Raw genomic sequence first — 23,019 nt, forward strand, 5'->3', positions numbered from 1 at the left:
CCCGCTACGATCGGTGCCCAACCGCCTTCTTCTCCGCCGTCGCCCTCGCTGCCACCATCATCTTCTGGCTTTGATCAACGAGTCCTGACCCTAAGCCGGCAGCGGGCGCGGTCAACTGCCGCAACGACCAACTTATGCTATGGGGCGCTCGCGGCGACATCGATCAAGAAAGTGGAGCGGCCGTTTGCGACCAACATACGTCGCTCAGCCGCTCGTCCTTGAATGTCTGCTACTGATGAAAGCTGTCGCTTATCGACGAGCAATTAGTCAGTCTGCAGCGCACCCAGCTTCGCTCATTCGACTACGGTTTGGGCCGCATCGCTGCAACGAACAGGAATTAAAAAGTCATGGCATTTAGCAGCGAAGCGGAGATGCAGCGGCTGATCGAGCAACTGCTTTCAGACGGCGCGTTCGGAAACGCGATCGGGGACCGAGACAGCATCGACCGGCTCGCGGCACCGGCGCCGGATGTCTTGCCGATCTTTGCTATCGACCGGGTGGCCCGCGCGGCAATGCTCGCCGCGGCGCGTGATGTGCTGGCGGACATCGACGACCTGATCGTGCTGACAAGCGATACCAATATTTCGATGAGTCGGGGCGAGACCTTGCGCCCCGATTTTGTCTGCATTTCTGCATCGACTAACTCGGTCTATCTGATCGAGTTGAAAAAATCGGCACAAACCGCGCGCGAGGCGATCACCGAGCTTCTTGGTTATGAGCACGAGATCAAAAACTATCTACCGTTTCTCGCGAACCACGATCTCAACTTCGTCCTGATCTCGTCGGAATGGTCAACATTGCTCGACCATGGTGCCGCCTCGGCCTGCGCATGGTCACGCAAAAAGCTGCTCTGCCTTGAGGCGGGCCTCGATAACGGTGCCGTCACGTTGACGCCGCGCATCCCGGAGGCCTGGTCAATTACCGGCGTGACGGCCTTTCCGCGAGAGAGCCTGCAGACGTTCCAGCTCACTCTGGAGGGCCCGGCGGCCGATGAAGAGGGTGATCCTGACCCGCGCCTGTTGGTCGCGATGAATTTGCTCGCGCGTTCCGGTGATCGTGCAGGCGCTCACGGTTTTGCCATGCTGTGGCGAGACCGCTTCGATCCAGCTAGTCGCACTTTCCATATTACGGTCGGCGGCGTCGATACTATCGCCTTTTTCGACGCAGCAGTCGACACCGGGATGATCGACCGCGGTCAGGGACATTTCACTGTTCCATTTCAGGAGGCAGTGGCGGCGGCTCCACGCACAGCGCCCGCTTCTTTGTTTGCGCTCGTGCGCAGCATCCGTCCGGTGATCGAGGAATGTGCCAGCGTCACGATGGAGGGCTTCTTCGACTGGGAAACAGCTCGGGAGACCTATTTCTGCCGCGCCGAGCCGATTTCATTCGAGTTCTGGGGAATGCTCGGCGATCACGCGCGGGCCTACCTCACTAACCCGGCGGTGCGCGGCTATCGCATGTCGTTGCTTGATGGCGGCAGGATGGACTGGACCCATCCCTTTCTCGGCCTTTTCCTGCTCCAGTCCTTTCGCGGCAACCAGTTCTTACGCGACGGCGAAATCCATCTGTCAGACGCATTTGCCCTTGGTTCGGCGCTCGGCATGGATGGCGGCCTGCGTGAGATCATCAACAATCCGAATGCGGTTTCCGCGCTGCCGGTGCTTGAACCCGCATTCCTGTGGAACTCGTACACTACGGCACATATGCTGGAGGAACTCATGCTGGTCGCCAGCTCGACAAGCAGTATCGCTCCCCTAGGCGAACTCCACTTTTCGCTACGGGCGGTGCCTTTGCCCGAGGAGCAGACGGGGAATCTGATCCGCTGGATCTCGAAACAGGTCCTGCGCGACCAATCGCATTTCGTCAGGGCTTTCAACCTCGGAATGCGCGGCGGCGTCGCCTTCTCAAGCGCGCTGGCGCGTGCGACTGGCGACAGCTTTGCTTCTACTCGCGCAGCGCTTGCGCCTGAACTCTCCGACATCCGTGCCGCAGCGCTCTCCCTCCTCGCCGAGGCCAAGGCCAACGGTCCTCTCAATCATGAACAGCTGCGCCTAGCCGACCTGGTTGCGAGGACCACGGCATGGGATGATCACAGGGCAATGGACGTGTTCCGCCTGCTCGATACGCTGGTGCCCGCGGTGGCCCATCAGTTGAATGCCGTCGCGCCGAGCAATCACGATTGGGATTGGCTCAAACAAGGCGTGCGCGAGGTCAGGGCAGCGGGTGGCAGGCCGGCCATCGCACTGAGCGCCGACGGAACCCTTGGCACCATGGATCTAACTGATCCAGCGCTGCTCATGATGGGCGATGTCATGGACACGGACAACGAGGTGCTGTTCCTGAACAATCTGTCGGGCTTTCAGACGCTGGTGAAGACGAGCTGGGATGCGCTGGCGCGCGGCGATCACTTTCCCGTGTCGGGCGGAAAAAACGCTCCTTGAAACGGGGTGCATCAGAACTGAGGCAGGCGACCCCAATTTGTGCGCGCTGGGGTCCCAAACGCAACACGACTACGTCCGCAACGTCAGCATCCAGCGGAAGCTGACATTGGGAGTTCTGAACGGGATCGGCAGCAAAGTCCCAGAAAACGGCGATCAGCCGTGGCAGCAGGCGACCAGCTCAAGACATTCAGCGCCGTTGATATGAACGGCGGCTCTTGTTGAAACCTGCCATGCGTTCAACGAGAACGCGACCCATCTTGAAAGCCGACGTCAGCTGGCTAGTCATTCACCGGGTCAGGAACAAAAATCTGCTTCAACGGGAGCATCACACGATAGCGTGGAGCAAGTTGCTCATAATGAGCAAGTATCGTCTGGATCAGATCGTCCCCGTCGAGCAGTCGGAGCCGGGGATTGTTCCGCTCACGAACGCGGGCCTGCCGAGAATAGGAGCCGAGTGTGACAAACAGGGCATATTCTCCCTCTCCCAATGTTCCGAGCAACTGACTGACTTCCGGTTCACCGATCTGCCGAGTCTGCCGCTTGCACTGTACCTTGATGACGGGCGGCTGAAAGCCAAGCTTATCGGTATGGGCGATCACATCGACGCCACCATCCCCGCTCTTTTCCGACACGCGGGCCGAGTACCCCATGCATTCTAGCAGGTGCGCCGTGAAATGTTCGAACTCATATCCGCCGAGCAGGCTGTGCAGCCTCCGTACGATGAAGTCGGCTGTAGTCTCCTCCGCAACCTGCGACGCCTGCTGCGCGGTCAAATCATCGGAGAGCGGTGCTTCTGTGGCTTCGGCGGGCGCCGAAAATGAGAGACCCGGCGTCGCTTTCGCTGCGAACTCGGCGGTATGTTCGCGAATGCGAAACAACGTGATAAACGATCCGATCTCGTAGAGCGCCGATTGACTGAATGCGTCACGCGGCTCGTGCGCAAGCCATTCGACGCCTTGATGATTCGGGTAATCTGCGCACCACGCGGCGCCCGTCGGATCGTGCCATTTTATGCCCGTCGCCTTGCCGATATGGATAATGCGATCGTGCTTGGACGGATAAACGACAAGGTCCCCGGGCTTTACTTCAAAGGCGAACTTGAACAGCGTTCCTGCGTCCACCGGTATCGCGCCTGCCTTCTTTTCGGGATAGCGCTGAGCCAGCAACCGCTTGAATACCTCCCGGTCGGCCGGCAGGGCGAAGATGTCGCCGAGCGCGGGCCAGCCCAGGCTGACGAACCCACCGTCTACCGGATCGCTTCCCACCACCGCCGGGATATGGATGCCCCAGGCTTCAGCCATCTTGTGCGCTTTCCTTGATCGTGTCGGCCGCGTCTCGCTTCCTTCGGGCGGCGACGCGGCGGTTCTGACGGACGCCTTCGTTCTGCAGCGGATCGATCAGCCGCTGATAGAGCATGAACAGATGCTCGACGCGTTCGCGGTCCGAACCGAAGAGCGCGCGGCGATAGAGCCGATCGACTGCTGTATCCAGCTCGCGATGGGCGCGGCGAAGCTCGGCAGGCATGGTGTCGGGATCGTAGAGGTCTGCGAGCGTCGACGTTGCGTTCTTCGGCAGCGCCCGCGCATCGAGCACGGCCTGGGCAAGAGCTTCGATCTGTGCTCGCTGGGCAGGCGAGGCGTCGGGCCATGGGAAGGTGTTGTAGACTAGACCCGGCGAATACTGGAAGTCGCTTTTGAGGCGGCCGCCTATGTACCTTACCCATGACATATGAAAGCGGCTTGTAACCACGGCGAAGTGCCAGAGACCCGCGCCCTCCATCACAAGCAATTTGTTGCTGGGGATTGTGGGCGGTTGCACCCATCCGATGGGAATATACTCACGGCGCTCCGAGCTCACCTCGGGGATCACAAGAAATGGCGCGGCCGGGACCACAGTAACGTGATAAGCAGTAGGGTCGTCCGCGAGCGCGCGCGCAAGCAGGCCGCCGCTTTCCTCGCGGAAGCGTCGAACGGCGGCCACACGGGCGCGCAGGACGGAGGATCCGCGAATTAGACTGGCCGAAGCGCCCTGGAGGTGGAGCAGCCATCGGGGCACACCGTTGATGAATTCGTGTCCTCCGACGAACGGTCGTAGCACCTGTTCGGCCATCGGTTCTTCAGCGAGCAGCGCGGAGCGTTCGGCGGGTCCGAAGATCAGATTGCCGCCGTCCACCGGCTTAGTGCCGACGCGAACCACCGGCTCGCCGCAGAGCGAGGCACGTTCCCGGCGAACTACCAGATGCCGGTCAGCTTCTTTTGCGTCGAACAGGTAAGCGGTTAGGGACGAATGACGAGTCTCGTTTGGCTCGCCCTTCCCGTCGACATAGCTGAACAGCCGTTTCTCAGCCGGTTCGTCGCCGCGTTGTGTCATGCCGACGATCACGCAATGCACGGCAGCCCGTCCCGGCCACACGAATGTCCGGTGCGCGAAGGCAATTTCCATTCCGGCTCTGAATAGGACGGGCCAAAGCTGGGCGACCTGCTCTCCCTGCGTGATGGAGTTCGTTGAGACAAATCCAATGCGGGCACGCCCACCCGCAACATATAGCGCAGCCTTTACGAACCATCCGGCGACGTAATCGACGCGGTTCCCGCCCATTCCGACAGATGCAAGTAGGCGTGAAAACTGCTCCTGCTGAGTCGCACCTCGCATCACGAATCCGACGAACGGCGGATTGCCGAATACGAAGCTGCAGCGCTCGGCCGGTAGCACTTCGTTCCAGTCGAGCTCCAGCGCGTCGGCGTGGCGGATGCCGGGTGCGGTCACCAGCGGGATGCGCGCATAATGCTGGCCGAAATCCTCCGCCAGCCGCGTATTGGCGATATGATCGGTCATCCACAAGGCGACCTGAGCGATCATCGCCGGGAATTCGTCGATCTCGATCCCGAAGAAGCGGTCGACATTGAGCCGTGAAAGCATGGCGACATCGGTCACCAGCTCCACCTTGCCATCGATCGTCAGCAGCTCCTTGAGCAACTCACGCTCCAGCTCGCGCAGCTCGCGATAGGCGACGACCAGGAAATTGCCGGCGCCGCATGCCGGATCGAGGAAGCTCAGCCGCCCAACCGCTCGTGAAACGCGCGCAGCGCCCGCTCGCGTCCCGATTTGAGCGCCTTCAGCCGCGCGAACTCGGCGCGCAGATCATCGAGGAACAGCGGCTCGATCACCTTCAGGATCGCCTGTTCGGGGGTGTAATGCGCGCCCTGCTTGCGGCGCGTCACCTTATCGATCACGCTTTCGAACAGCGATCCGAAGATGGCCGGGGAAACTTCGCCCCAATTGAACATGCTGGCATCGAGCAGCATGTCGCGCATCGCATTGTCGAACGCCGGCATGTCGATTCGTTCGCGGAACAGGTCGCCGTTGATATAGGGGAATTCGGCTAGGTCAGCGTCCAGGCTGTGCTGGCGCTTGTCGGGCGCGGTATCCAGAGTCTGGAACAGCTCGCTCAGCCACCGGCCGAGGTCCCGTCCGTCCGGGCTTGTCCGCTGTTCGAGGAAGGTCAGGAACATGTCCTTGCGCTCGAAGATCCCGGTATCGTCGGCGAACAGGATGAAAAGCAGCCGCACCAGCAGCCGCTCGAGATTGTGGCCGGTATAGCCATCGGCGGCGAGCGCGTTGTGCAGCCGCCCCATCAGCTCTGATGCCTTGCGGTTCACCGGTGACTGGTTGCGGAACAGCCGCGGCTGCACGCCAATGATAAAGCCGAACGCCTCGACATGGCGCTTCAGCTCGGCGAGCGGGAAGCACCATTCGCGGCGCGTTTCGAGGTCGACCAGTTCGAAGCGCTGGAAATCACAGACCATCATGTAGCGCGGGCGCTGCACTTCGGGCAGCCAGTCATAATAATCGAGTGCCTGTGACATGGCGCGGGTAAGATCGCGGCCCTGGCTCTTCTGCTCCACGATGAGCGTGCCGGGCCAGAATAGATCGATGAAGCCGCCGGTGCGCGCCGCATCCAGCGCCTTCACCCGTTGTTCGTATACCGCCACTTGTTTGCGGGGCACGCCGAAGATGGCGAAGAACTCGTCATAGAAAGTCTGCGTCTGTCCCTTCTCGTAGCCTTTGCCCTTCCATTCCTCGCTGAAACGGGCGGCGTTGGCGCGGATTTCTGGCCAGCTTAGGCGCATAGGGTCGGCTTGATCATCATCGGCGGCAGCCTAACGATCTGATCGGCGCGAGAAAAGCGACACACGTGTCTATTCGAAAGCGTTGTTGTGCACTTTTAGCATTAGAGGCTCAACGACGGGGTCGTGACGAGTCGCCAACGCTGGAGGTGGGACAGCCGCGTTGAGCGGCTGGCGGCTCACAATCAGGTCGGAGGATTGGCTTGTCCCGTACCGCAAGCCGCAAACGTTCGTTCCCGTCCCAGCCCAACTTTTGTGGGAAAGCCACGCCGCGCCGATAAGTGCTGACCGTCGGCTTCTGACAAGAGCTGACTCTACCCCTGCGGTATGACAACGGCGGGTTTGTCCCACATCACGCCATTTGGGATGACAACGCATCTTCGAAATCCAAGCGCTTCCGGGCGGCGGATTTCCAGGTCGCTTCCGAAATTGAGTTGGAACGCTGCGATGGGTCGCGAACGCGCTCATCCGGCAGGATGATCATCAACATGGTAGAACATCGGATTGCGCAGCCATTCCTCGACGGCTGCGGCGCGCCAGCCCACGCAGCGGGTACTGAGCTGGATGTTTTTCGGAAAGGTGCCGTTGGCCATCTTGCGGTAGAGGGTGGAGCGGCAGAGCCCGGTCTGATCGAGGACGGCCCTCAGGCGCAGGATTCGGTCGGGGTTGGTGGACATGGCATCACCTCGCGGTTCTTTGGAACGGAGCTGCCAAGGTCTTGCTTTTGGCTGAAGGATAGTAGGGCCTGACTGAGGCCCTGACGGCACTGTCGAGTGACATCCAGACAGTCGAACGATGCCGCCTCCTGCGATGGCGCAGGACCGGGCTCTACGCCGCTGACGCGGCACCGAGCCGTGCCGTCTCGGCCCATGCGGGTTGCGATCCCTGACGGCTGACGGTGCGGCCTCCGCAACGTCAGCGGACAGCGTGGGTGCCCCCACGCTGGCGTGACGCGCCGGGCGCGTCTGGCGGGGGTGGGCGTCACGGCCCTGTAGTCCCGCCGCGGCGTGCTGCAACCGGCTGCGCCGGTCCTCCACGGTGTTTCGGCCCTCTGGGTGCACCCCGCCTCATCTCGACGGGACTGTCGGTCCGCTCCTGCCGCCCACCCCCGCCATTCCGGCCGGGCTGCGGTGGTTTTGAAGGAGTGAGGATCATGTCGAGGACCATCGACCAACGTCAGAGCCTCTATGCCGAGGTGACGGCACGCGTGATTGCCGAACTGGAGGAAGGGCGGCTGCCTTGGGTGCAGCCTTGGGACAGTGCTTCCTGTGCCTGTACCATGCCGGCAAACGGGGTGACCGGGCGGCGCTATTCCGGGATCAATGTCTTGATCCTATGGGCCAGGGTCATTGAGGGCGGTTACAGTTCGCAGCGCTGGCTGACCTACGCCCAAGCCCAAGCGGCGGGCGGCAACGTCCGCAAAGGCGAGCGCGGCACCACCGTCTGTTATGCCGATCGCTTCACGCCGAAGGCCAAGGATGACAGCGCCCGCGATGACGGGCAGGAGGCGCGCACGGTTGCCTTCCTCAAGCGCTTCACCGTCTTCAACATCGACCAGTGCGAAGGTCTGCCCGAAGCGTTGACGCAAGCGCCCGAGGTTCGGCCTGAGATCGAGATCCTGCCCGAGGTCGCAGCGCTCATCGAAGCGAGCGGCGCAGATGTGCGGATCGGCGGTGACCGTGCCCATTACCATCCGGCTCACGACTATGTCGCGGTGCCGCCGGTCGCGGCCTTCCGCGAGCCGATCAACTGGTACCGTACCGCGCTCCACGAGCTTGGTCATTGGACGGGGCATCCAACGCGCCGGGATCGCGACCAAAGCGGCGCATTCGGCAGCGCCAGTTATGCGCGCGAAGAGCTTGTCGCCGAGATGGCCAGCGCCTTTGCCTGCGCGTCGCTGTCGATCCGGCCGACGGTACGCCATGCCGACTATGTCGGCTCATGGCTCCAGGTGCTGCGCCACGACGACAAGGCGATCTTCCGGGCTGCGAGTGCGGCGAGCAAGGCGGCGGACTATCTGCTCGGCTTTGCGGGGCATGACGGGCAGTCATCATGACGCGGGATCGGCAATTCCAGGCGCGGTGGCGCGCCTGGAACGCGCTGCCGCCGGGTGACCGCGCGATCTTCGCCAGCGTGCGCATCGACGGGCTGGATTATGACGAAGCAGCACGTCGCCATGGCTGCACCGCGCAGGACGTCGAACAGGTCATCGTGCGCGTCCTCGTCGCTGTCATGAACGCGGATGATGACGCCCCACCATGATGCGAGCGCCGGCATCCCATGAGCACGAAGGATGTACGCATCCGTAACGGTTCGCTAGGATAACCGTCATGCGCGACGACGTTGCTCATCTGCCGGACAAGAAGCGCCGCGATCTCGATCGGATCGTGGAAGTGCTGTTTGCCGAGTTCGAGCAGGCGACATCGCTCTCAACGCAGAAATGGCGCCGGCAGGGCCGCATCCTCAAGGTCATCCTCTACGGTTCCTATGCGCGCGGTGATTGGGTCGATGACCCCATCGGCGGCTACCAGGCCGACTATGACATCCTTGTCGTTGTCAGCGACGAGCGGCTGACCGAACCGGGCGAGTTCTGGGCCAAGGCCGACGACCAGTTCGTCTGCGAGGTGACGATCTCCAAGCGCATCAGCGCGCCGGTCAGCTTCATCGTCCACAGCCTTGCTGACGTGAACAATCAGCTGACGCAGGGGCGCCCGTTCTTCATCGATGCCATCGACCAGGGCATCGCCCTGTATGAGGTCGAGGACTTTCCGTTCGTCACCCCTCGGCCGCTGGAGCCCAAGGCTGCGCGAGCGGAAGCGCAGAAGCATTTCGACAAATGGTTTCCGGGGGCTTTGCGCCGCTTCGATATGGCACGAGGTGCCATCGAAAAGGGCTATACGAATGAGGCGGCGTTCGACCTGCACCAGACCACGGAACAGTTGTATCACTGCTTTCTGCTCACGCTGACGCTGTACAGTCCGAAGTCGCACAAGCTGAATTTCCTGCGCAGCCAGGCCGAGCCGCTCGTGCATGAGCTTATCGCCGTCTGGCCGCGTGACACCAAGTTCGCCCAGCGCTGTTTCGAGCTGCTGCGCCAGGCCTATGTCAACGCGCGCTACTCGCCGCATTACAAGGTGACGCCGGCCGAGCTTGAATGGCTCGCTGAACGCGTCGAGCTGCTCCAGCAGATCGTCAAAGAGGCTTGCGAAAAGCGGCTCGCGCAAGCCTGACGTCCGTCAGCCTGCGCCCGCATCATCGGCAAAGGCGCGTCGCCCACGCCGTGTCCAGATCAGCCGGTAACGATCACCTTCCTCGCCGCGCAGCCTGCTCGCCACGTCGATGAGCGCACCGTAGATCAGCGCGCGGTCATCGTCGGTCAGTTCAATGAGACCGGCTTTGGCCACAAGGCCGCCAAGCTCGATCAGCTGGCGGGTGCGTTCGCGGCGCTTCATTTGCCACTCGCGTACGTCATGCCGCGCCCTGTTCAGTTGGAGCCGGGCGCGTAGAATCGCTGTCCGTCGAAGGACAGCTTTTGCCATGCCGAGCGCTTGGGCGTGTGCCGGATTTCGCGCGAAAGAACGCCGCGCCGCGTGCCCGCTGCGCCTCCTTTGCGCGCTCGTCTGTAGCCTCCACCGCCAGCAGCAGCGCGCCGGCCAGTTGCTCGATCGGCAGTGCGTCGGCACCGGTCGCGATGACCAACTCGCCCAGCTGTTCGCGCTTGCGGGACTTTAGCTGTCTGGCCTTGTCATCGAGCGCCTTGAGTTCGGCGTCATAGTCACGAGGTTTGCGCATGGCATCATCCTTCCGTTGTGAGGTAAGGATGATCCAGTTATCGGGGCGCTCAATCAGCTGCAATGCGCCGGGATGACTTGGGACAGTCGCGTCCCGAGAAAGATGAAATCTTCGAAGGGCGCGCTTATACGTCGTGCCGACGTCGCTTGTTTGGTGTAAATGGTTGGCCGCCATGGCGATCTACCATTTCTCCGCTAAGATTATCTCGCGGGCCAACGGCTCGTCAGCGCTGGCGGCGGCTGCCTATCGCTCGGCCTCGCGGCTGCATGATCAGCGGCTCGATCGTCACCACGACTTCTCTAACAAGGCCGGCGTCGTTCATTCCGAAGTGCTGCTGCCCGATGGTGCACCCGAGGCGTGGCGCGACCGGGAGGCGCTTTGGAATGCGGTCGAGGCGGTGGAGGTGCGGAAGGACGCGCAGCTTGCCCGCGAAGTCGAGTTCGCCATTCCGCGTGAGCTCGACCGGGCGGAGGGCATTCGGCTGGCACGTGACTTCGTTAGCCACGAGTTCGTCGCGCGCGGCATGGTCGCCGATCTCAACGTGCACTGGGACATCGACGCCGATGGTGTGCCCGAGCCCCATGCCCATGTCATGCTCGCCCTTCGCGAGGTGAACGCGGAGGGCTTTGGCAAGAAGAACCGCGACTGGAACCGCACCGATCTGCTCGAAACCTGGCGCGAGCGCTGGGCGGGGCATGTGAATACCCGGCTGGCCGAACTCGATATCGATGCGACCGTCGATCACCGCAGTCTGGAAGCGCAAGGCATCGACCTCGAACCCCAGCACAAGATCGGCCCCGCCGCATCGCGCATGGCGGAGCAGGGGCCCAGCAGCGAGCGGCTTGTCGAGCACCACGCCATCGCCCGTTCCAATGGTGAGAAGATTCTCGCCAACCCGGCGATCGCGCTGGATGCGATCACGCGTACCCAGGCGACCTTCACCACCCGTGACCTGGCGATGTTCGTCCATCGCCACAGCGAGGGGAAAGAGCAGTTCGACCAGGTGATGGCGGCGGTCCGCGCATCCCCCGAATTGGTGAGGCTCGGCAAGGACGGGCGCGGTCAGGAGCGCTTTACCAGTCGAGATATGATCGACACCGAGGCACGGCTGCAGCGCGCCACGATCAAGCTCGAGGCTAGCCTTCGTCACGGCCTGAGCGACCAGCACCGCAAGCTGGCGCTCGTGCGTGCCGAGATGTGCAGGCTCACCCTGTCGCCCGAACAGCGTAGCGCCTTTGACCATGTCACCAGCGGCAAGGGGCTGGGGGTCGTCGTCGGCTATGCCGGGACCGGCAAGTCGGCGATGCTGGGTGTCGCGCGCGAAGCGTGGGAGGGCGCGGGATATCAGGTCCAGGGGCTCGCGCTGTCGGGCATTGCCGCCGAGAACCTCGAAGGCGGCTCGGGTATCGCATCACGCACCATTGCCAGCCTCGAGCACCAATGGGGGCAGGGACGCGAACTCCTGACCGACAAGTCGATCCTCGTCGTCGACGAGGCTGGCATGATCGGCACGCGCCAGCTCCAGCGGGTAATCGCCGAAGCCGAGAAGCGCGGCGCCAAGGTCGTGCTGGTCGGCGACCCCGAACAGCTTCAGGCGATCGAAGCCGGCGCGGCGTTCCGCAGTGTCGCCGAGCGTCATGGCAGTATCGAGATCACTGACATTCGCCGCCAGCGCGAAGACTGGCAACGCATGGCGACGCGCCAACTCGCCACCGAGCGTACCGGCGAAGCGCTTGGCGTGTACCAGCAGCATGGCGCGATCCATGTCGCCGAGACCCGCGGGGCGGCACGTGTCGATCTGATCGACCGCTGGGATCGGCAACGCCAAGCCGAACCTGATGCCAGCCGGATCATCCTCACCCACACCAACGACGAGGTGGCGCGGCTCAACCAGGCAGCGCGCGGCCGATTGCGTGCGCGGGATGAACTTGGCGACGATGTCGCCCTGCAAGTCGAGAAGGGCGAGCGTCACTTCGCTACCGGCGATCGGGTGATGTTCGGGCGCAATGAGCGCAGTCTCCGCGTCAAGAATGGCTCGTTGGGGCGGATCGAGAGCGTCACCGCAACCCGCATGGCGGTGATGCTCGACAACGGCACGGCCGTCGCATTCGACCTCAAGGACTATGCCGCTGTCGATCACGGCTATGCTGCCACTATCCACAAGTCGCAGGGCGTGACTGTCGACCGGGTGCACGTGCTGGCGACGCCGGGGCTCGACCGGCATGCCGCCTATGTCGCGCTGTCGCGGCACCGCGACGGTGTCGATCTTCACTATGGCCGGGACGACTTTGCAGGCCATGGCCAGCTTGCCGCCACGCTGTCGCGCGAGCGGGCCAAGGACATGGCGTCCGATTACCCGGTTGCGGACAAATCGGCCGAGGTTGCTACGGCAAAGCCGCGCGACAGGTTTGCCGGTCTCAGGCTTACGCGGACAACAAGCCGCGAAATCGAGCGATCACCGCTTGATCAGGCGGTCGAAAAGGTTGGCCGAGCGGTTGCCGACATCATGCGAAGCCGTCGCCAGGGCTTCGAGCCGCTCCCCCACCAGCAGGCCGCCCTCGATACGGCGGTCTCGACGCTGAAGGCGGTTCGCCCAGACGGTGTTCGCGACATTCGCGCTGTTTTCAACGCCGACCATGGGCTCATCGAGGAGGCCGCCAAGGGCAGGACGACGCAGGTTGTCCGCGCGATGATGCTGGAGGCTGAGATGCGCGATCAGCGCGCTGCTCGCGCATTGGCGCTGGACGAAAGGATGCGCAGCGATCGCGCACTTCGCGCGGACAAGTTCGTCGAGGATTGGACTAGGCACGCAAAGCGCGCCGCGGCATTCGATGGCAACGGCGAGCGTTGGCGCGGCGATGAGGTTCGCGAGGCGATGACCGGCATGGCCAAGAGCTTGGAACGCGACCCCCAGCTCGAGTCGCTGCTACGAAACCGCGTCAAGGAACTTGGAATCCGCCCCTCCGGTGGGGCCTCGTTGTCCCATGATCTCCAGAACTGGCTCGGCCTCTCGCGGGGCCGCGGCCTGGGGCGGTAGGCTGCGGTCATGACCCAGCCCACTGACGTATCCACCGGCGAGACCACGCTCGCCTTCGAAGATCTCCGCGCCGAGATCAGCCTGCTCCGCCGAGCCGTGGAAGGCTTCACCGCTGCCCGCGAACGAATGCCGGACTATACGCCGACGCTTGGATCGATGATGGCGCAGCTCAAAACGACGCAGGAGGCGTTGCATCGGATCGAGCGCAGTCCGGCCATCGCGTTGACGCCCGTCGAACTTACCAAAGAGATCGTGCAGGCTGCCGCAAACGCCAGGGCGGAAGATACCCGCAAGCTCGACGAGGCACGCGACACCATCGCCCGATCGATCGGGCGGATCGAAGGCATCGTGGAACGCGGCCAATCGGTGGAAGGCCAGTCTCGCCTGCTCCGCCGGAGCTGCGCAGCAACCGCGTTGGCGACGATATTGCTCTGGTCGATACTGTCCGGCGCGATTGCCCGGTCGCTTCCTGCTAGCTGGCATGTGCCTGAGTGGATGGCAGCCAGGATCGTCGGATCGGAACACGTCAAATCTGGCGAAGACGGCAAAATGGTGACCAGCCCTGAAACGCAGCTGAAAAGCCCGTAACAGGCCAAATCCCGAAGTTCGCCGGATTGACGGGGATCCTGATGGCCGGCGCTCCATCAGGCAATTCGATGAAAAACCTGGTGGAAAGCGGAATGACCGCTTTTGGGCGCCCTTACCGCGCAAGCGGACGTTCGTTCACCGAGCAAGTGGCGGCCGCTTCACGCCCTCATCGCGGTCATTCCAGGCCCGCTCAAGCGATCCTGAAAGCCGCCGTTGGTTCACACCGGGATGGGCGACCGAGATTGTTCGATGGATCGCTCCATAATTCTATTCAAAACGAAGACGAGTCTGAGATATTACGGAATAACGCGGCTGTTGCGACGGCCGCTCTACAGGCGGGGGTGGTGCACGACTGCGGCTCACCCTGCAGGAGCCCGATCGGCGGCGGGTATTGCCGACATGGCTTCATGGTATTGGCCGGCAGTAACCGGGGAGGTCAGTTGCCCGACGGCGGCTCGGTCCCGGATTCCCGCAAGATGGTGAGGTGTGGCGCTTCGGCATCGAGCTTCCTGCGGGCCTCGAACAGATCGACGCGCTTCTGCATGTCGAGCCACAGATCGGCCGACGTGCCGAGCACATGGGCGAGACGCACCGCCATGTCGGCGGTAATCGCGCGATGACCGTTGATGATCTGGTTCACGGTGAAACGCGATACGTCGAGCGCGTCGGCAAGCGACTCCTGTGTGATCTTCGCGCCGGCCTTGCGCAGCACCCGGTCGCGCAGGAACACACCCGGCAGCTGCGGGGGAAAATCTCGTGTATCAGCCATCAGCCTCATGCCACAGTTTCAGTTCGACCGGACCGAACGGTGGCGTCCAGCCGAACATCAGCCACCATCCATTCTCGACCGGCACCCGCCAGCGGCCCGGGCCATGCGCCATGACCTCGCCGTCGAACAGCAACGTCACGTCCGACCAGATGTGGCAGTCCATGAGGAAATCGGCGAGCGCCGCCACTTCCTCGGCGAAATCCTTGGGCAGGCCGACGACGCAGCCATGCCGCTGGGCCTGTTCGACCCGAAGGTCCGAAATACGCGAAACCATGTGAATTCACTCCAACCCTGAACGATGCGGGCCGCGCGAAATGCGCGGCGACGGCATCGCCCTCGGGCGGCGGACAACCGGTCCAGAGCGCGAAGCTCAGGACCATCGCACGGGTCGAGGACTGCACGCCCGAGGGCGGCGGGAAATGGAAGATCAGCCTGACACGCGCATGTTCGCGAACATGCGCTACGACCTTCTGCGCAAGGCTGGCGAGATGTGCGTCGACATCGGCGAAGCCGTCGTCATTGCGAAAGGGATTGCTCTGGAGACGGGCGACGAAGGCATCGATGAACGCATCGCGCTTCTTTGCCGACATGTAGTTCTGCACCGCGTACACGCGATGCTGGCCGTCGATGATCGGCTGATCGAGCAGGCGATTGAGATTGGAAGGAAGAAACAGCCCGTTATCGATGTCGATGACTGCATCGCCCTCGGGGCAGACGTGCGGACGGATATGCGTTGCTGTCGCAAAGCTGCCAATGGCATTCCAGAACTTGGTCGAACTGCCACGCGCTTCGTCGAGATGATCGATTAGAAGGTGCGTCAGCTCCTTCGCTGCAATGAGTCGGGACCAATCACGATCAGGCGCCAGCCATTCAGCGAGAGCCGGCCAGGCGATCTTGCCCTCTCGCCGCGACCGAAACTGGGGTTCGCTTGCAGGCAGCCGCCCCAGATAGCGCCAGGCCGCTACCAGCGCGGTACTGGTCGAGGCGAACGCCTCGCTGAAGGTCTGCTCAGGTAGAAGCGGCGGCTGCATGATCTACAAATGGAAACAGAGACATTACATTTCAAGGGATGCATTGGAAGTATTTTCCGGCCGCTATTCCAGCAGCTCGCGTGTCAGAATGTCCTCGGTCGGCAAGGCTGAGCGTGCGAGGCAGGCCGACAGGCACACGATGAGGAGATTCCACGCATCGACCCAGTCGCGATGGTCGAGCTTGCCGCCGCTGCCATGTGCCGCGCGCGAACGTCGCCCATAACTGCGCTTCGCTTCCTCATAGGTCTTGAGGCGGTCGGATCGCACCGGCGCGCAAAGCTGGCTCACCAGCAGACCGAGGCGGAACGACACTTCGGTCGAGACATTGGGGAACAGCGCTTCGATCCCTTGCCAGATATGCAGCAGCGAAGACGACAGGTCGGGAATTGCCGGCGCCGTTTGCATGGCAAGCCGCGCGGCCTTGAGCTGCTGATGCGCGGCTTCCAGCGCCGTCCAGCGCTCCGCGGCTTCGACCGCGTCGGTGAATGCCCTCGCCGATATGGTCCGCTCCGCACCCGCGGTGATCGACTGGAAGGTCGGCTCGTGCAGCCAGCCTTCGATCTTGCCGTCCGTCGACACGAACCCGCTCTGCAACTCGAGCGGCAGCTTGGCGCGCATCGTCGCGGAATCGCGATAGTTGAGCCCGCTATAGTCGCGCAATGTATGCGTCATGCCGACCGGCATGATGAACGGTGACACCCATTGCAGGTACAACATCACCTGCAGGATGCGGACGCGCTCCTGCGCGTGCGGAAAGTCGGCTGCGTCCCTGATCTCGATCTCGAGATGGCAAGCGTTCAGGAAGACGTCGAGCAGATGCCAGGAAAATTGCAGCCGGTGCGAGGCGCCGAGCGTCGCGAAATCGAAGGTGGTCGTCTCCCACTGGCGGCGGCGCAGCGCCGCCTGCGGCGTTTCGACGATCAGCGGCAGGTCACCGGGCGCGAGCGCCAGGCAAGGGAAGAAATAGCTTGGCATCACCCGTCATTGCCGGCGGGGCTGCCGGCCAGCGAGACGCCGGCCGCGCGCTCGTCCAGCTCCGCTGCGGTCGGCACGCGGCCGAGTTCGACGCATTTGCGCAGCAGGGTGAGCAGCACCTCGCCCGCGAGGGCGTAGCCCTGTTGCAGAACCTCGGGCTTCGCGCGGCTGCCATGGACGACGCGGGAGCGCACATCATAGCCCTTCTTCACCCGCTCGAAGTAGAGCGCCTTCTCTGACGAGGTGCCATCGAGCAGGATTGCCGCGTGCAGCGCGATCCGGCGACGCAACTCGGAATCGACATCGAGCAGTCCCTCGATCCCTGCCCACAGCAGCATGATCTTGGCGTCGTCGTCGAACAGGTAATGGGCGTTGCCATAGCATCGCACCGCGTTCTGGAACCGATTGTCGTCGAGCAAACCATGGAAGGTATCGAAATGCGCGCTGGCCCAGTTGAGGTCGGCATCGCCGGCCGGCGCGACGCTCGGCAAACGATGGATGACGAGGTTGCGATTGGCGAGCGTGAACCGCGTCCCATGATTGGCTGCGCAATAGAGCGGCATCACCGGACGGCGGCACGCCAGCGCTAGCAGGTGAAAGATCCACAGCGCATTCCACGTCTTCGCCGCCAGCGCCTGGCCACCCCCATCCTGGGTGATGTGAAGCGAGAAATCGGCGAGCGGCTCCATCGCCATCACGTTGAGCGTCTCGCGCAACTCGCCGACCGTCCGGCTGCCGAACGAGCTGTCGTTGGTCGGCGCCTTCCCCGACACGGTGATGCCAGGCGCGATCTCGCATTCGGCCTCGATCGTGATGCCGTGTCCGATCAGATGTACGAAAGGGGCGCTGCCGACGTCGATTCTCACCTGTCGCAAATATTGAGCGCGAGAGGGTTCAGCAAGGAGAAGCGAAGGGTGAAGCGGCATACCGCCTCGCGCTGGCGCGCGACCGCTTTTTACGTTTCTAGGGCCCGGCTACACCGCGCCAGAGCTCTTCCGAGCCGCTCCCCGTCTCGTCCATCCGGTGACGTTCGACTGGCGTGTGGGGCCGGGCTGCGCCCCTCCCTGACGGTCGCGACGGGGTTGCGGCGCGGCGTTTCTCGCATAATTTTCCCTCTCCAGCGGGGTGAGCGGCGCTTCCAGATAGGCTTGCAAACCAGTGAACTCTCAATTCAAACCGTTCAATTTTCATTCCTGATAGTGTCCACTTTTGCATTCGTCGGGCCAAACTCTGCCTAGCTGCAAGCGGCCCAGTTTCAGCCGCCGGGCAGCAGGTGAACCAACGACCGCTTTCAGGGAGCGTTCAAGCAGCGGCGAACGTCCGGAACTGGGTCGTCATGGCGTCCTTGCCGCTGCCACACGTACAGCGGCAGTGCGTCTCACGCGTCCTTGCTGCCAGCCAGTACCGGAATAGGCCAATCTTCGCAGGCATGGCCAACCACGAAGCATTAAGATGATATGGATTGTTAACCAGTAGGTGGGATGGCCGCAGCCACTCTTGCTGCTGCGATGGGCTTCCCTTGATATCCTCCCTGTTGCCCTATTCCGCTTATCTTCTGGCGGTTTCCATCGGCATTTGCCTGACGTCGGGCTGGTTGGTGGCACTGCTTACGGCGGAAATTCGCCATGCCCGCATCAGCCCAATTGGCTGGCGCGATGGAGGCTTGGTGCTGGCTGCGGGGTTGGGGGTGTGGTCAACCCATTTCAGCGCGATGACCGCCTATCGTCCTGATCTGATCCTGACTTATGCACCGGATCGCACCGCGATTTCCGCTGCGGTGGGCATCCTACTGGTCGGCCTGCCAATCGCCGCGCTTGCCAGGGTCGAGCATCGACGCAGGCAGATCGTTCTCGCCATGACGGCAGGAGCAGGCATCTGGTGTATGCATGCCGTTGGCTTGTCGGCACTCGTCGACTGCGGCCACCAATTTTCAACCATTACAAACCTGATCGGCGTGCTGATCGGCACAGCGATCCTGATCGGTTGGCAAATTCGTCGCTCGTCCAATTTTCCACGGCTTGCCACCGGCATCTCTTTTGTTGGCGCTGTGTGCGCCATCCATTTCATCAGCCTGGGCGGGGACACGGTGACCGCACCCCTAGCCAAGATCCATGGCAGTGCCATGTCGCCAGGCCTCATCGCGGCATGCACCGCCTTTGCCGTCTCGATCGCCTGCCTGGGTGGCGTCCTTTCTGCCTCACAGGCACGGTTGCGGCGCGAGCGGGAAGCGCAGACGCTTAAAGCTGTTATCGAGAGTATGTCGGACGGTCTGGTCTTTATCGACAAGGCGGGGCGGCTTCGCCAGTACAACAAGCGTTTCCTGACCCTGTTCGATACGCCGCCCGAAGCGCTTCGAACTGGTGTGACCATCGACACCTTTCTAGACACCATTGCACGGTACCGAAACTGGCATCCCGACAAACGCACCCTCGTTGGACAGTCGATGAAAGCCTGGGTCCATTCCGCTGACGCGTTCGACCGCGAGTGCGAAATGGAGGACGGCCGAACCTATGTCATGCAGTGTCGGCCGGTCACTGAGCAAGGCGTGGTCCTGACGTTCAACGACGTGACGGTCGAACGGCAGGCCAGCCGTAAGCTGAGTTATCATGCGCATCATGACGTCCTGACCAATCTCGGCAACCGCCGGGCGCTTCAAGACCACGTGGCGACCATGATCGACAAGGCAGAGACGTTCAGCCTGCTGCTCATTGACCTTGATGAATTTAAGGAGGTCAACGACACCTTTGGCCATGGCATCGGCGACAAGCTGCTGGTCCACTGCGCGGCAGTCTTGAATCGCTTGGTCGACCCGGACAGCTTCGTCGCCCGTATGGGCGGCGACGAGATGGCCATCGTGATGGGCTTGCCGATCGGTCAAGCCACGACGTTCGCCGCAGACGTAGTGACCCAGATGTCGCATGCCGTGACCATTGACGGCTATCGCCTCCTGCCGGGATGCAGCATCGGTGTAGCGGAGTGGGAGCCCGGGCTGTCGGGTGAGGAACTGATGAGGCGTGCAGACCTCGCGCTCTACGACGCCAAACGTGCGGGCCGTCGTCGCGCGCATCCTTACGAGCACGCCATGACAGAGGCGCTCCGGAAGCGACAGGAGATCGTCGACGGCCTTCATGATGCTGTGAAAGGCGGCGGCTTCCGCTTGGCCTTTCAGCCAATCGCCGACCTCGCTTCCGGGATCACCTGCGGCTATGAGGCGCTGCTGCGCTGGCAACATCCCGAACGAGGATGGATCTCGCCTGAAGTCTTCATCCCCATCGCCGAGGATGCAGGCCTGATCGACGACATCGGGCGGTGGGTGATCGCCGAAGCGTGTCGACACCTGGCGGGGTGGTCGCCCCATCTGTACGTGGCGGTCAACGTTTCGGCGGCGCAGCTGGCATCGGACGCGTTGCTCGACCACCTCACGCAGGCTGTCATGACCAATGGATTGGCAGCCGAGCGGCTGGAGATCGAAATCACCGAAACTGCGCTCATCCGTGACCCTGCGAAGGTCGCTGGCCGGTTGGAGCGTATTCGCAAACTTGGCTTTAAGATCGCGCTTGATGATTTTGGGACCGGGCAGTCGTCGCTCTCTCATTTGCGCGATCTGTGCTTCGACCGGATCAAGATTGATCGCAGCTTCGTGCTGCGTGCGGCGAGTGATCCGCGCTCGATGGCGGTCCTGCGAGCGACCGTCAGGCTTGGACGCGAGCTGGGTGTCATCACCCATGCCGAAGGCGTTGAGACATCGGAGCAACTTGCCTTGTGCCGGGAAATTGGTTGCGACGCCGTGCAGGGATACCACATCGGCCGTCCGCTCATTCCGTTGATTGACATGGGAATGCCCTACTATGTCCAAACCGATAGGGCGGCTTGACGAACGTCGAGGACAGCCTTGGTACATAGGCAACGCCTACATAGCAGGTAGCGCAATTCGATATTCGTGACCGTCACGACATACCCCGCGCATCAAATCAATTTGGCACTACATATTTATCATAGATAATTGATTTACATTGGTTTGTTATGAGGCGAACCATCTAAATGGATGGCCCCATGAAAAATATATCAATCCCGAAAAAGCTTGCCGTTGCATTCCTCATAATCGCTATGGTTCTTTGCGGCGTGGCAGGTTTTTCGGCCGTCCAAATCGGTAATATGAACACAGCCATCGGCTATGTGTCGAATGACCTCATGCCGAAGACAGTCGCCGCTCAGCAGATTGATACTGCGACGTCGGACTTCCGGATAGCGGAAGTGCAGCATATTTTGGCAACTCAGTCCGCCGATATGACGGCTGCCGAGCAAAATATTGCCACTGCCCAAGGTATCGTAGACAAGAATTTTTCGATGCTCGATCGAACCATAGTACGGCCTGAGGCTCGTCAACTTTTGACCGCGTTCCGCCAGAAATGGATTTCCTATCTCGAGCAGCATCAGAAACTCATCACCCTGTCGCGGCTAAACCGCAATGAGGAGGCGACCGCTATCATGCGGGGGCGCAGCCAGGTGCTGTTTGACGAGCTGTCAGATCGTATCAGCGCGCTTGTATCCTTCGAAATAAAGCTGGCGGCACAGCAGCGTCAGGACGCTTCCGACCTTCACACCCACGTCGTTACGCTGCTTGCGCTGGTCGTCGTGATGGCATGCGCTGCCTTGGTTGGCATATTGCTTCTGCTGGTCCGGCAGATCGCACGTCCGGTGGATCAGGTGACTTCTGGTTTGACGGCGTTGGCCAGTGGCGACATGTCCGTCACATCCGTCGATCATGAGCGCCAAGATGAAGTGGGGCGCTTGGCGGGCGCCCTGAACAATCTGCGCGGGCAATTGCTCGCGGCGGATGAAGCCAAGGCAGCCCAGACGACATTGATCGTTGAGAGCATCGGGCGAGGGCTGGGGGCGCTGGCCGACGGTGACCTGACCGCGAGGATCGAAACCGATCTTACGGGGTCATTCGCCAAGCTCCGTACTGATTTCAATCACGCGTTAAGTGCGATGAATGACGCAATAGCTGCGGTAACTGATGCGACAAGCGGCATTAACAATGGTGCGAGCGACATCCGTCAGGCGTCCGACGATCTGTCTCAGCGGACCGAGCAGCAGGCGGCCAGCCTCGAGGAAACGGCCGCTGCCATGCACGAGATCACCGAGACGGTTCGCAAAACCGCCGTGAATGCCAAGCGTGCCAATCAGGTCGTTACCGAAACCCGCACCGATGCCGACCAGTCCGCCGATGTGGTTCGCCAAGCTGTTGCGGCGATGCACGGCATTGAGCGATCGTCGAATGAGATCAGCGAGATCATTTCGGTGATCGACGGCATTGCGTTTCAAACCAATCTCTTGGCACTGAATGCAGGTGTTGAAGCCGCCCGTGCCGGAGATGCGGGCAAGGGCTTTGCCGTCGTCGCTTCCGAAGTTCGGGCACTCGCTCAGCGGTCAGCCGATGCGGCCAGGGACGTCAAGGAGCGGATTACCGCTTCGAGCCAGCAGGTCGATGCGGGGGTCCAGCTGGTCGAGCAAGCAGGCAACGCACTGACTCGCATCACCGGGCGGATCGGCGAGATCAATACGCTCGTCTCGGACATCGCCTCGGCCGCGGCACAACAAGCCACGGGGTTGCAGCAGGTCAACACCGCCGTCGCCGAGATGGACGGCGTCACGCAGCAGAACGCTGCGATGGTTGAGGAAGCAACCGCTGCGGCGCGGTCTCTATCGACGGAAGCGGATGAGTTGTCCCGCCAGGTAAGGCGCTTCAAGGTGGCCAACGGTCGTCCGGTCGCGTCTACCGTGCATGAACTTCAACAACGGGCTGCCACGGCTGGTCAGGCGATCGCTACCTCAGCTTCCGCACGTCATGCTGGCAAGGCTGCGCTTACCGTAGTGCAGGACGGTTGGTCAGAATTTTGATAGAAGTCTGACTGTTTGCGGGGCAGGGGGACGCTCGAGTGTGTTCCCCCGAGCTTCCCCATTCCAGCCATTGCTTGACCGCCAGATAGCTCACGTCCGTGCTTGCCCTTTGGCTTAACAAACGGCCGATATCGAGAAGTCTGAAAAAGTGCATGAACGTCTGGTTTTGGGTGATTGTGTTGAAAAAGGCTCGCTTGCAGTCGCGCTGATGGTTTGATTCAATCTTCGGCAAGTAAGCGGAGACGGGCCGATGATGGGCAAGCGGACGGTCGCGCAGGAGGCGCTGTTCTACAGCTTCAGCCTGGAGCGGCACGTGCCGGCGGACCATCTGCTGCGCTCGATCGACCGGTTCGTG

At 62.1% G+C, this 23,019-nt stretch carries 19 protein-coding genes; 9 read left to right on the top strand and 10 right to left on the bottom strand.

The window, feature by feature from the left end:
* Positions 1–371: 371 nt before the first annotated feature.
* A complete protein-coding gene (locus GGR45_RS18725; protein ID WP_183989031.1) occupies positions 372–2,441 on the top strand; it encodes a hypothetical protein in 2,070 nt (689 codons plus the stop codon).
* Between the two features lie 278 nt (positions 2,442–2,719).
* On the opposite strand, the gene GGR45_RS18730 is transcribed toward GGR45_RS18725, so the two are convergent.
* The 4 genes from GGR45_RS18730 to GGR45_RS18740 all read right to left on the bottom strand — a co-directional run bounded on the left by GGR45_RS18730 (position 2,720) and on the right by GGR45_RS18740 (position 7,245).
* Positions 2,720–3,742 (bottom strand): restriction endonuclease, encoded by a 1,023-nt coding sequence (locus GGR45_RS18730; protein ID WP_175311261.1) that lies wholly within the window; start codon positions 3,740–3,742, stop codon positions 2,720–2,722.
* Positions 3,735–5,546 carry a DNA methyltransferase gene (locus GGR45_RS19570; RefSeq protein WP_343051224.1) on the bottom strand — a complete coding sequence of 604 codons (1,812 nt, stop codon included), beginning with the start codon at positions 5,544–5,546 and terminating at the stop codon, positions 3,735–3,737. Before GGR45_RS19570 ends, GGR45_RS18730 begins: the two co-directional genes overlap by 8 nt.
* Complete coding sequence (locus GGR45_RS19575; RefSeq protein WP_217497940.1) at positions 5,495–6,571, bottom strand: type IIL restriction-modification enzyme MmeI; 1,077 nt, start codon at positions 6,569–6,571, stop codon at positions 5,495–5,497. Before GGR45_RS19575 ends, GGR45_RS19570 begins: the two co-directional genes overlap by 52 nt.
* Before the next feature lie 461 nt (positions 6,572–7,032).
* A complete protein-coding gene (locus tag GGR45_RS18740) occupies positions 7,033–7,245 on the bottom strand; it encodes a helix-turn-helix transcriptional regulator (RefSeq protein WP_175311262.1) in 213 nt (70 codons plus the stop codon).
* A gap of 476 nt (positions 7,246–7,721) precedes the next feature.
* Between GGR45_RS18740 and GGR45_RS18745 the strand changes: the two genes are divergently transcribed.
* The 3 genes from GGR45_RS18745 (at position 7,722) to GGR45_RS18755 (ending at position 9,798) form a co-directional block, all read left to right on the top strand.
* On the top strand, positions 7,722–8,624 hold the full coding sequence (locus tag GGR45_RS18745; RefSeq protein ID WP_175311263.1) for an ArdC family protein: 903 nt from the start codon (positions 7,722–7,724) through the stop codon (positions 8,622–8,624).
* Positions 8,621–8,830 (top strand): sigma factor-like helix-turn-helix DNA-binding protein, encoded by a 210-nt coding sequence (locus GGR45_RS18750; protein WP_175311264.1) that lies wholly within the window; start codon positions 8,621–8,623, stop codon positions 8,828–8,830. The genes GGR45_RS18745 and GGR45_RS18750 overlap by 4 nt, the downstream gene beginning before the upstream one ends.
* Before the next feature lie 68 nt (positions 8,831–8,898).
* A complete protein-coding gene (locus tag GGR45_RS18755; RefSeq protein WP_175311265.1) occupies positions 8,899–9,798 on the top strand; it encodes a nucleotidyltransferase and HEPN domain-containing protein in 900 nt (299 codons plus the stop codon).
* A gap of 6 nt (positions 9,799–9,804) precedes the next feature.
* Here the strand turns inward: GGR45_RS18755 and GGR45_RS18760 are convergent, their stop codons facing one another.
* Together GGR45_RS18760 and GGR45_RS18765 are read right to left on the bottom strand one after the other, a co-directional pair.
* The gene (locus GGR45_RS18760; RefSeq protein WP_217497941.1) at positions 9,805–10,020 is read right to left on the bottom strand and encodes a conjugal transfer protein TraD; all 216 of its coding nucleotides are present in this window, start codon (positions 10,018–10,020) and stop codon (positions 9,805–9,807) included.
* 16 nt (positions 10,021–10,036) lie between these two features.
* A complete protein-coding gene (locus GGR45_RS18765; protein ID WP_415640784.1) occupies positions 10,037–10,534 on the bottom strand; it encodes a conjugal transfer protein TraD in 498 nt (165 codons plus the stop codon).
* Between GGR45_RS18765 and traA the strand changes: the two genes are divergently transcribed.
* The gene (gene traA / locus GGR45_RS18770; protein WP_175311267.1) at positions 10,533–13,397 is read left to right on the top strand and encodes a Ti-type conjugative transfer relaxase TraA; all 2,865 of its coding nucleotides are present in this window, start codon (positions 10,533–10,535) and stop codon (positions 13,395–13,397) included. The two genes, GGR45_RS18765 and traA, sit on opposite strands and share 2 nt — an antisense overlap.
* Positions 13,398–13,406: 9 nt before the next feature.
* The gene (locus GGR45_RS18775; protein ID WP_175311268.1) at positions 13,407–13,985 is read left to right on the top strand and encodes a hypothetical protein; all 579 of its coding nucleotides are present in this window, start codon (positions 13,407–13,409) and stop codon (positions 13,983–13,985) included.
* 436 nt (positions 13,986–14,421) lie between these two features.
* Here GGR45_RS18775 and GGR45_RS18780 read toward each other — a convergent pair whose 3' ends face one another.
* Entirely contained in the window at positions 14,422–14,763 is a 342-nt protein-coding gene (locus tag GGR45_RS18780; protein WP_217497942.1) for a HigA family addiction module antitoxin, read from the bottom strand.
* The gene (locus tag GGR45_RS18785; protein ID WP_175311269.1) at positions 14,747–15,028 is read right to left on the bottom strand and encodes a hypothetical protein; all 282 of its coding nucleotides are present in this window, start codon (positions 15,026–15,028) and stop codon (positions 14,747–14,749) included. Before GGR45_RS18785 ends, GGR45_RS18780 begins: the two co-directional genes overlap by 17 nt.
* Positions 15,029–15,068: 40 nt before the next feature.
* Here GGR45_RS18785 and GGR45_RS18790 point away from each other — a divergent pair, with 40 nt between their 5' ends.
* Positions 15,069–15,563 (top strand): hypothetical protein, encoded by a 495-nt coding sequence (locus GGR45_RS18790; protein ID WP_175311270.1) that lies wholly within the window; start codon positions 15,069–15,071, stop codon positions 15,561–15,563.
* Positions 15,564–15,848: 285 nt separating this feature from the next.
* On the opposite strand, the gene GGR45_RS18795 is transcribed toward GGR45_RS18790, so the two are convergent.
* Positions 15,849–16,760 carry a hypothetical protein gene (locus tag GGR45_RS18795; protein ID WP_175311271.1) on the bottom strand — a complete coding sequence of 304 codons (912 nt, stop codon included), beginning with the start codon at positions 16,758–16,760 and terminating at the stop codon, positions 15,849–15,851.
* Positions 16,760–17,626: a HEPN domain-containing protein gene (locus GGR45_RS18800; RefSeq protein ID WP_175311272.1), complete on the bottom strand. Its 867-nt coding sequence runs from the start codon at positions 17,624–17,626 to the stop codon at positions 16,760–16,762. Before GGR45_RS18800 ends, GGR45_RS18795 begins: the two co-directional genes overlap by 1 nt.
* 668 nt (positions 17,627–18,294) lie before the next feature.
* Here GGR45_RS18800 and GGR45_RS18805 point away from each other — a divergent pair.
* Entirely contained in the window at positions 18,295–20,634 is a 2,340-nt protein-coding gene (locus GGR45_RS18805; protein ID WP_183989032.1) for a bifunctional diguanylate cyclase/phosphodiesterase, read from the top strand.
* Positions 20,635–20,813: 179 nt separating this feature from the next.
* Positions 20,814–22,664 carry a methyl-accepting chemotaxis protein gene (locus GGR45_RS18810; protein ID WP_175311274.1) on the top strand — a complete coding sequence of 617 codons (1,851 nt, stop codon included), beginning with the start codon at positions 20,814–20,816 and terminating at the stop codon, positions 22,662–22,664.
* The last annotated feature ends 355 nt before the right edge of the window (positions 22,665–23,019 follow it).

It is taken from the genome of Sphingomonas zeae, from assembly GCF_014197135.1.
Lineage (GTDB): Bacteria > Pseudomonadota > Alphaproteobacteria > Sphingomonadales > Sphingomonadaceae > Sphingomonas > Sphingomonas zeae.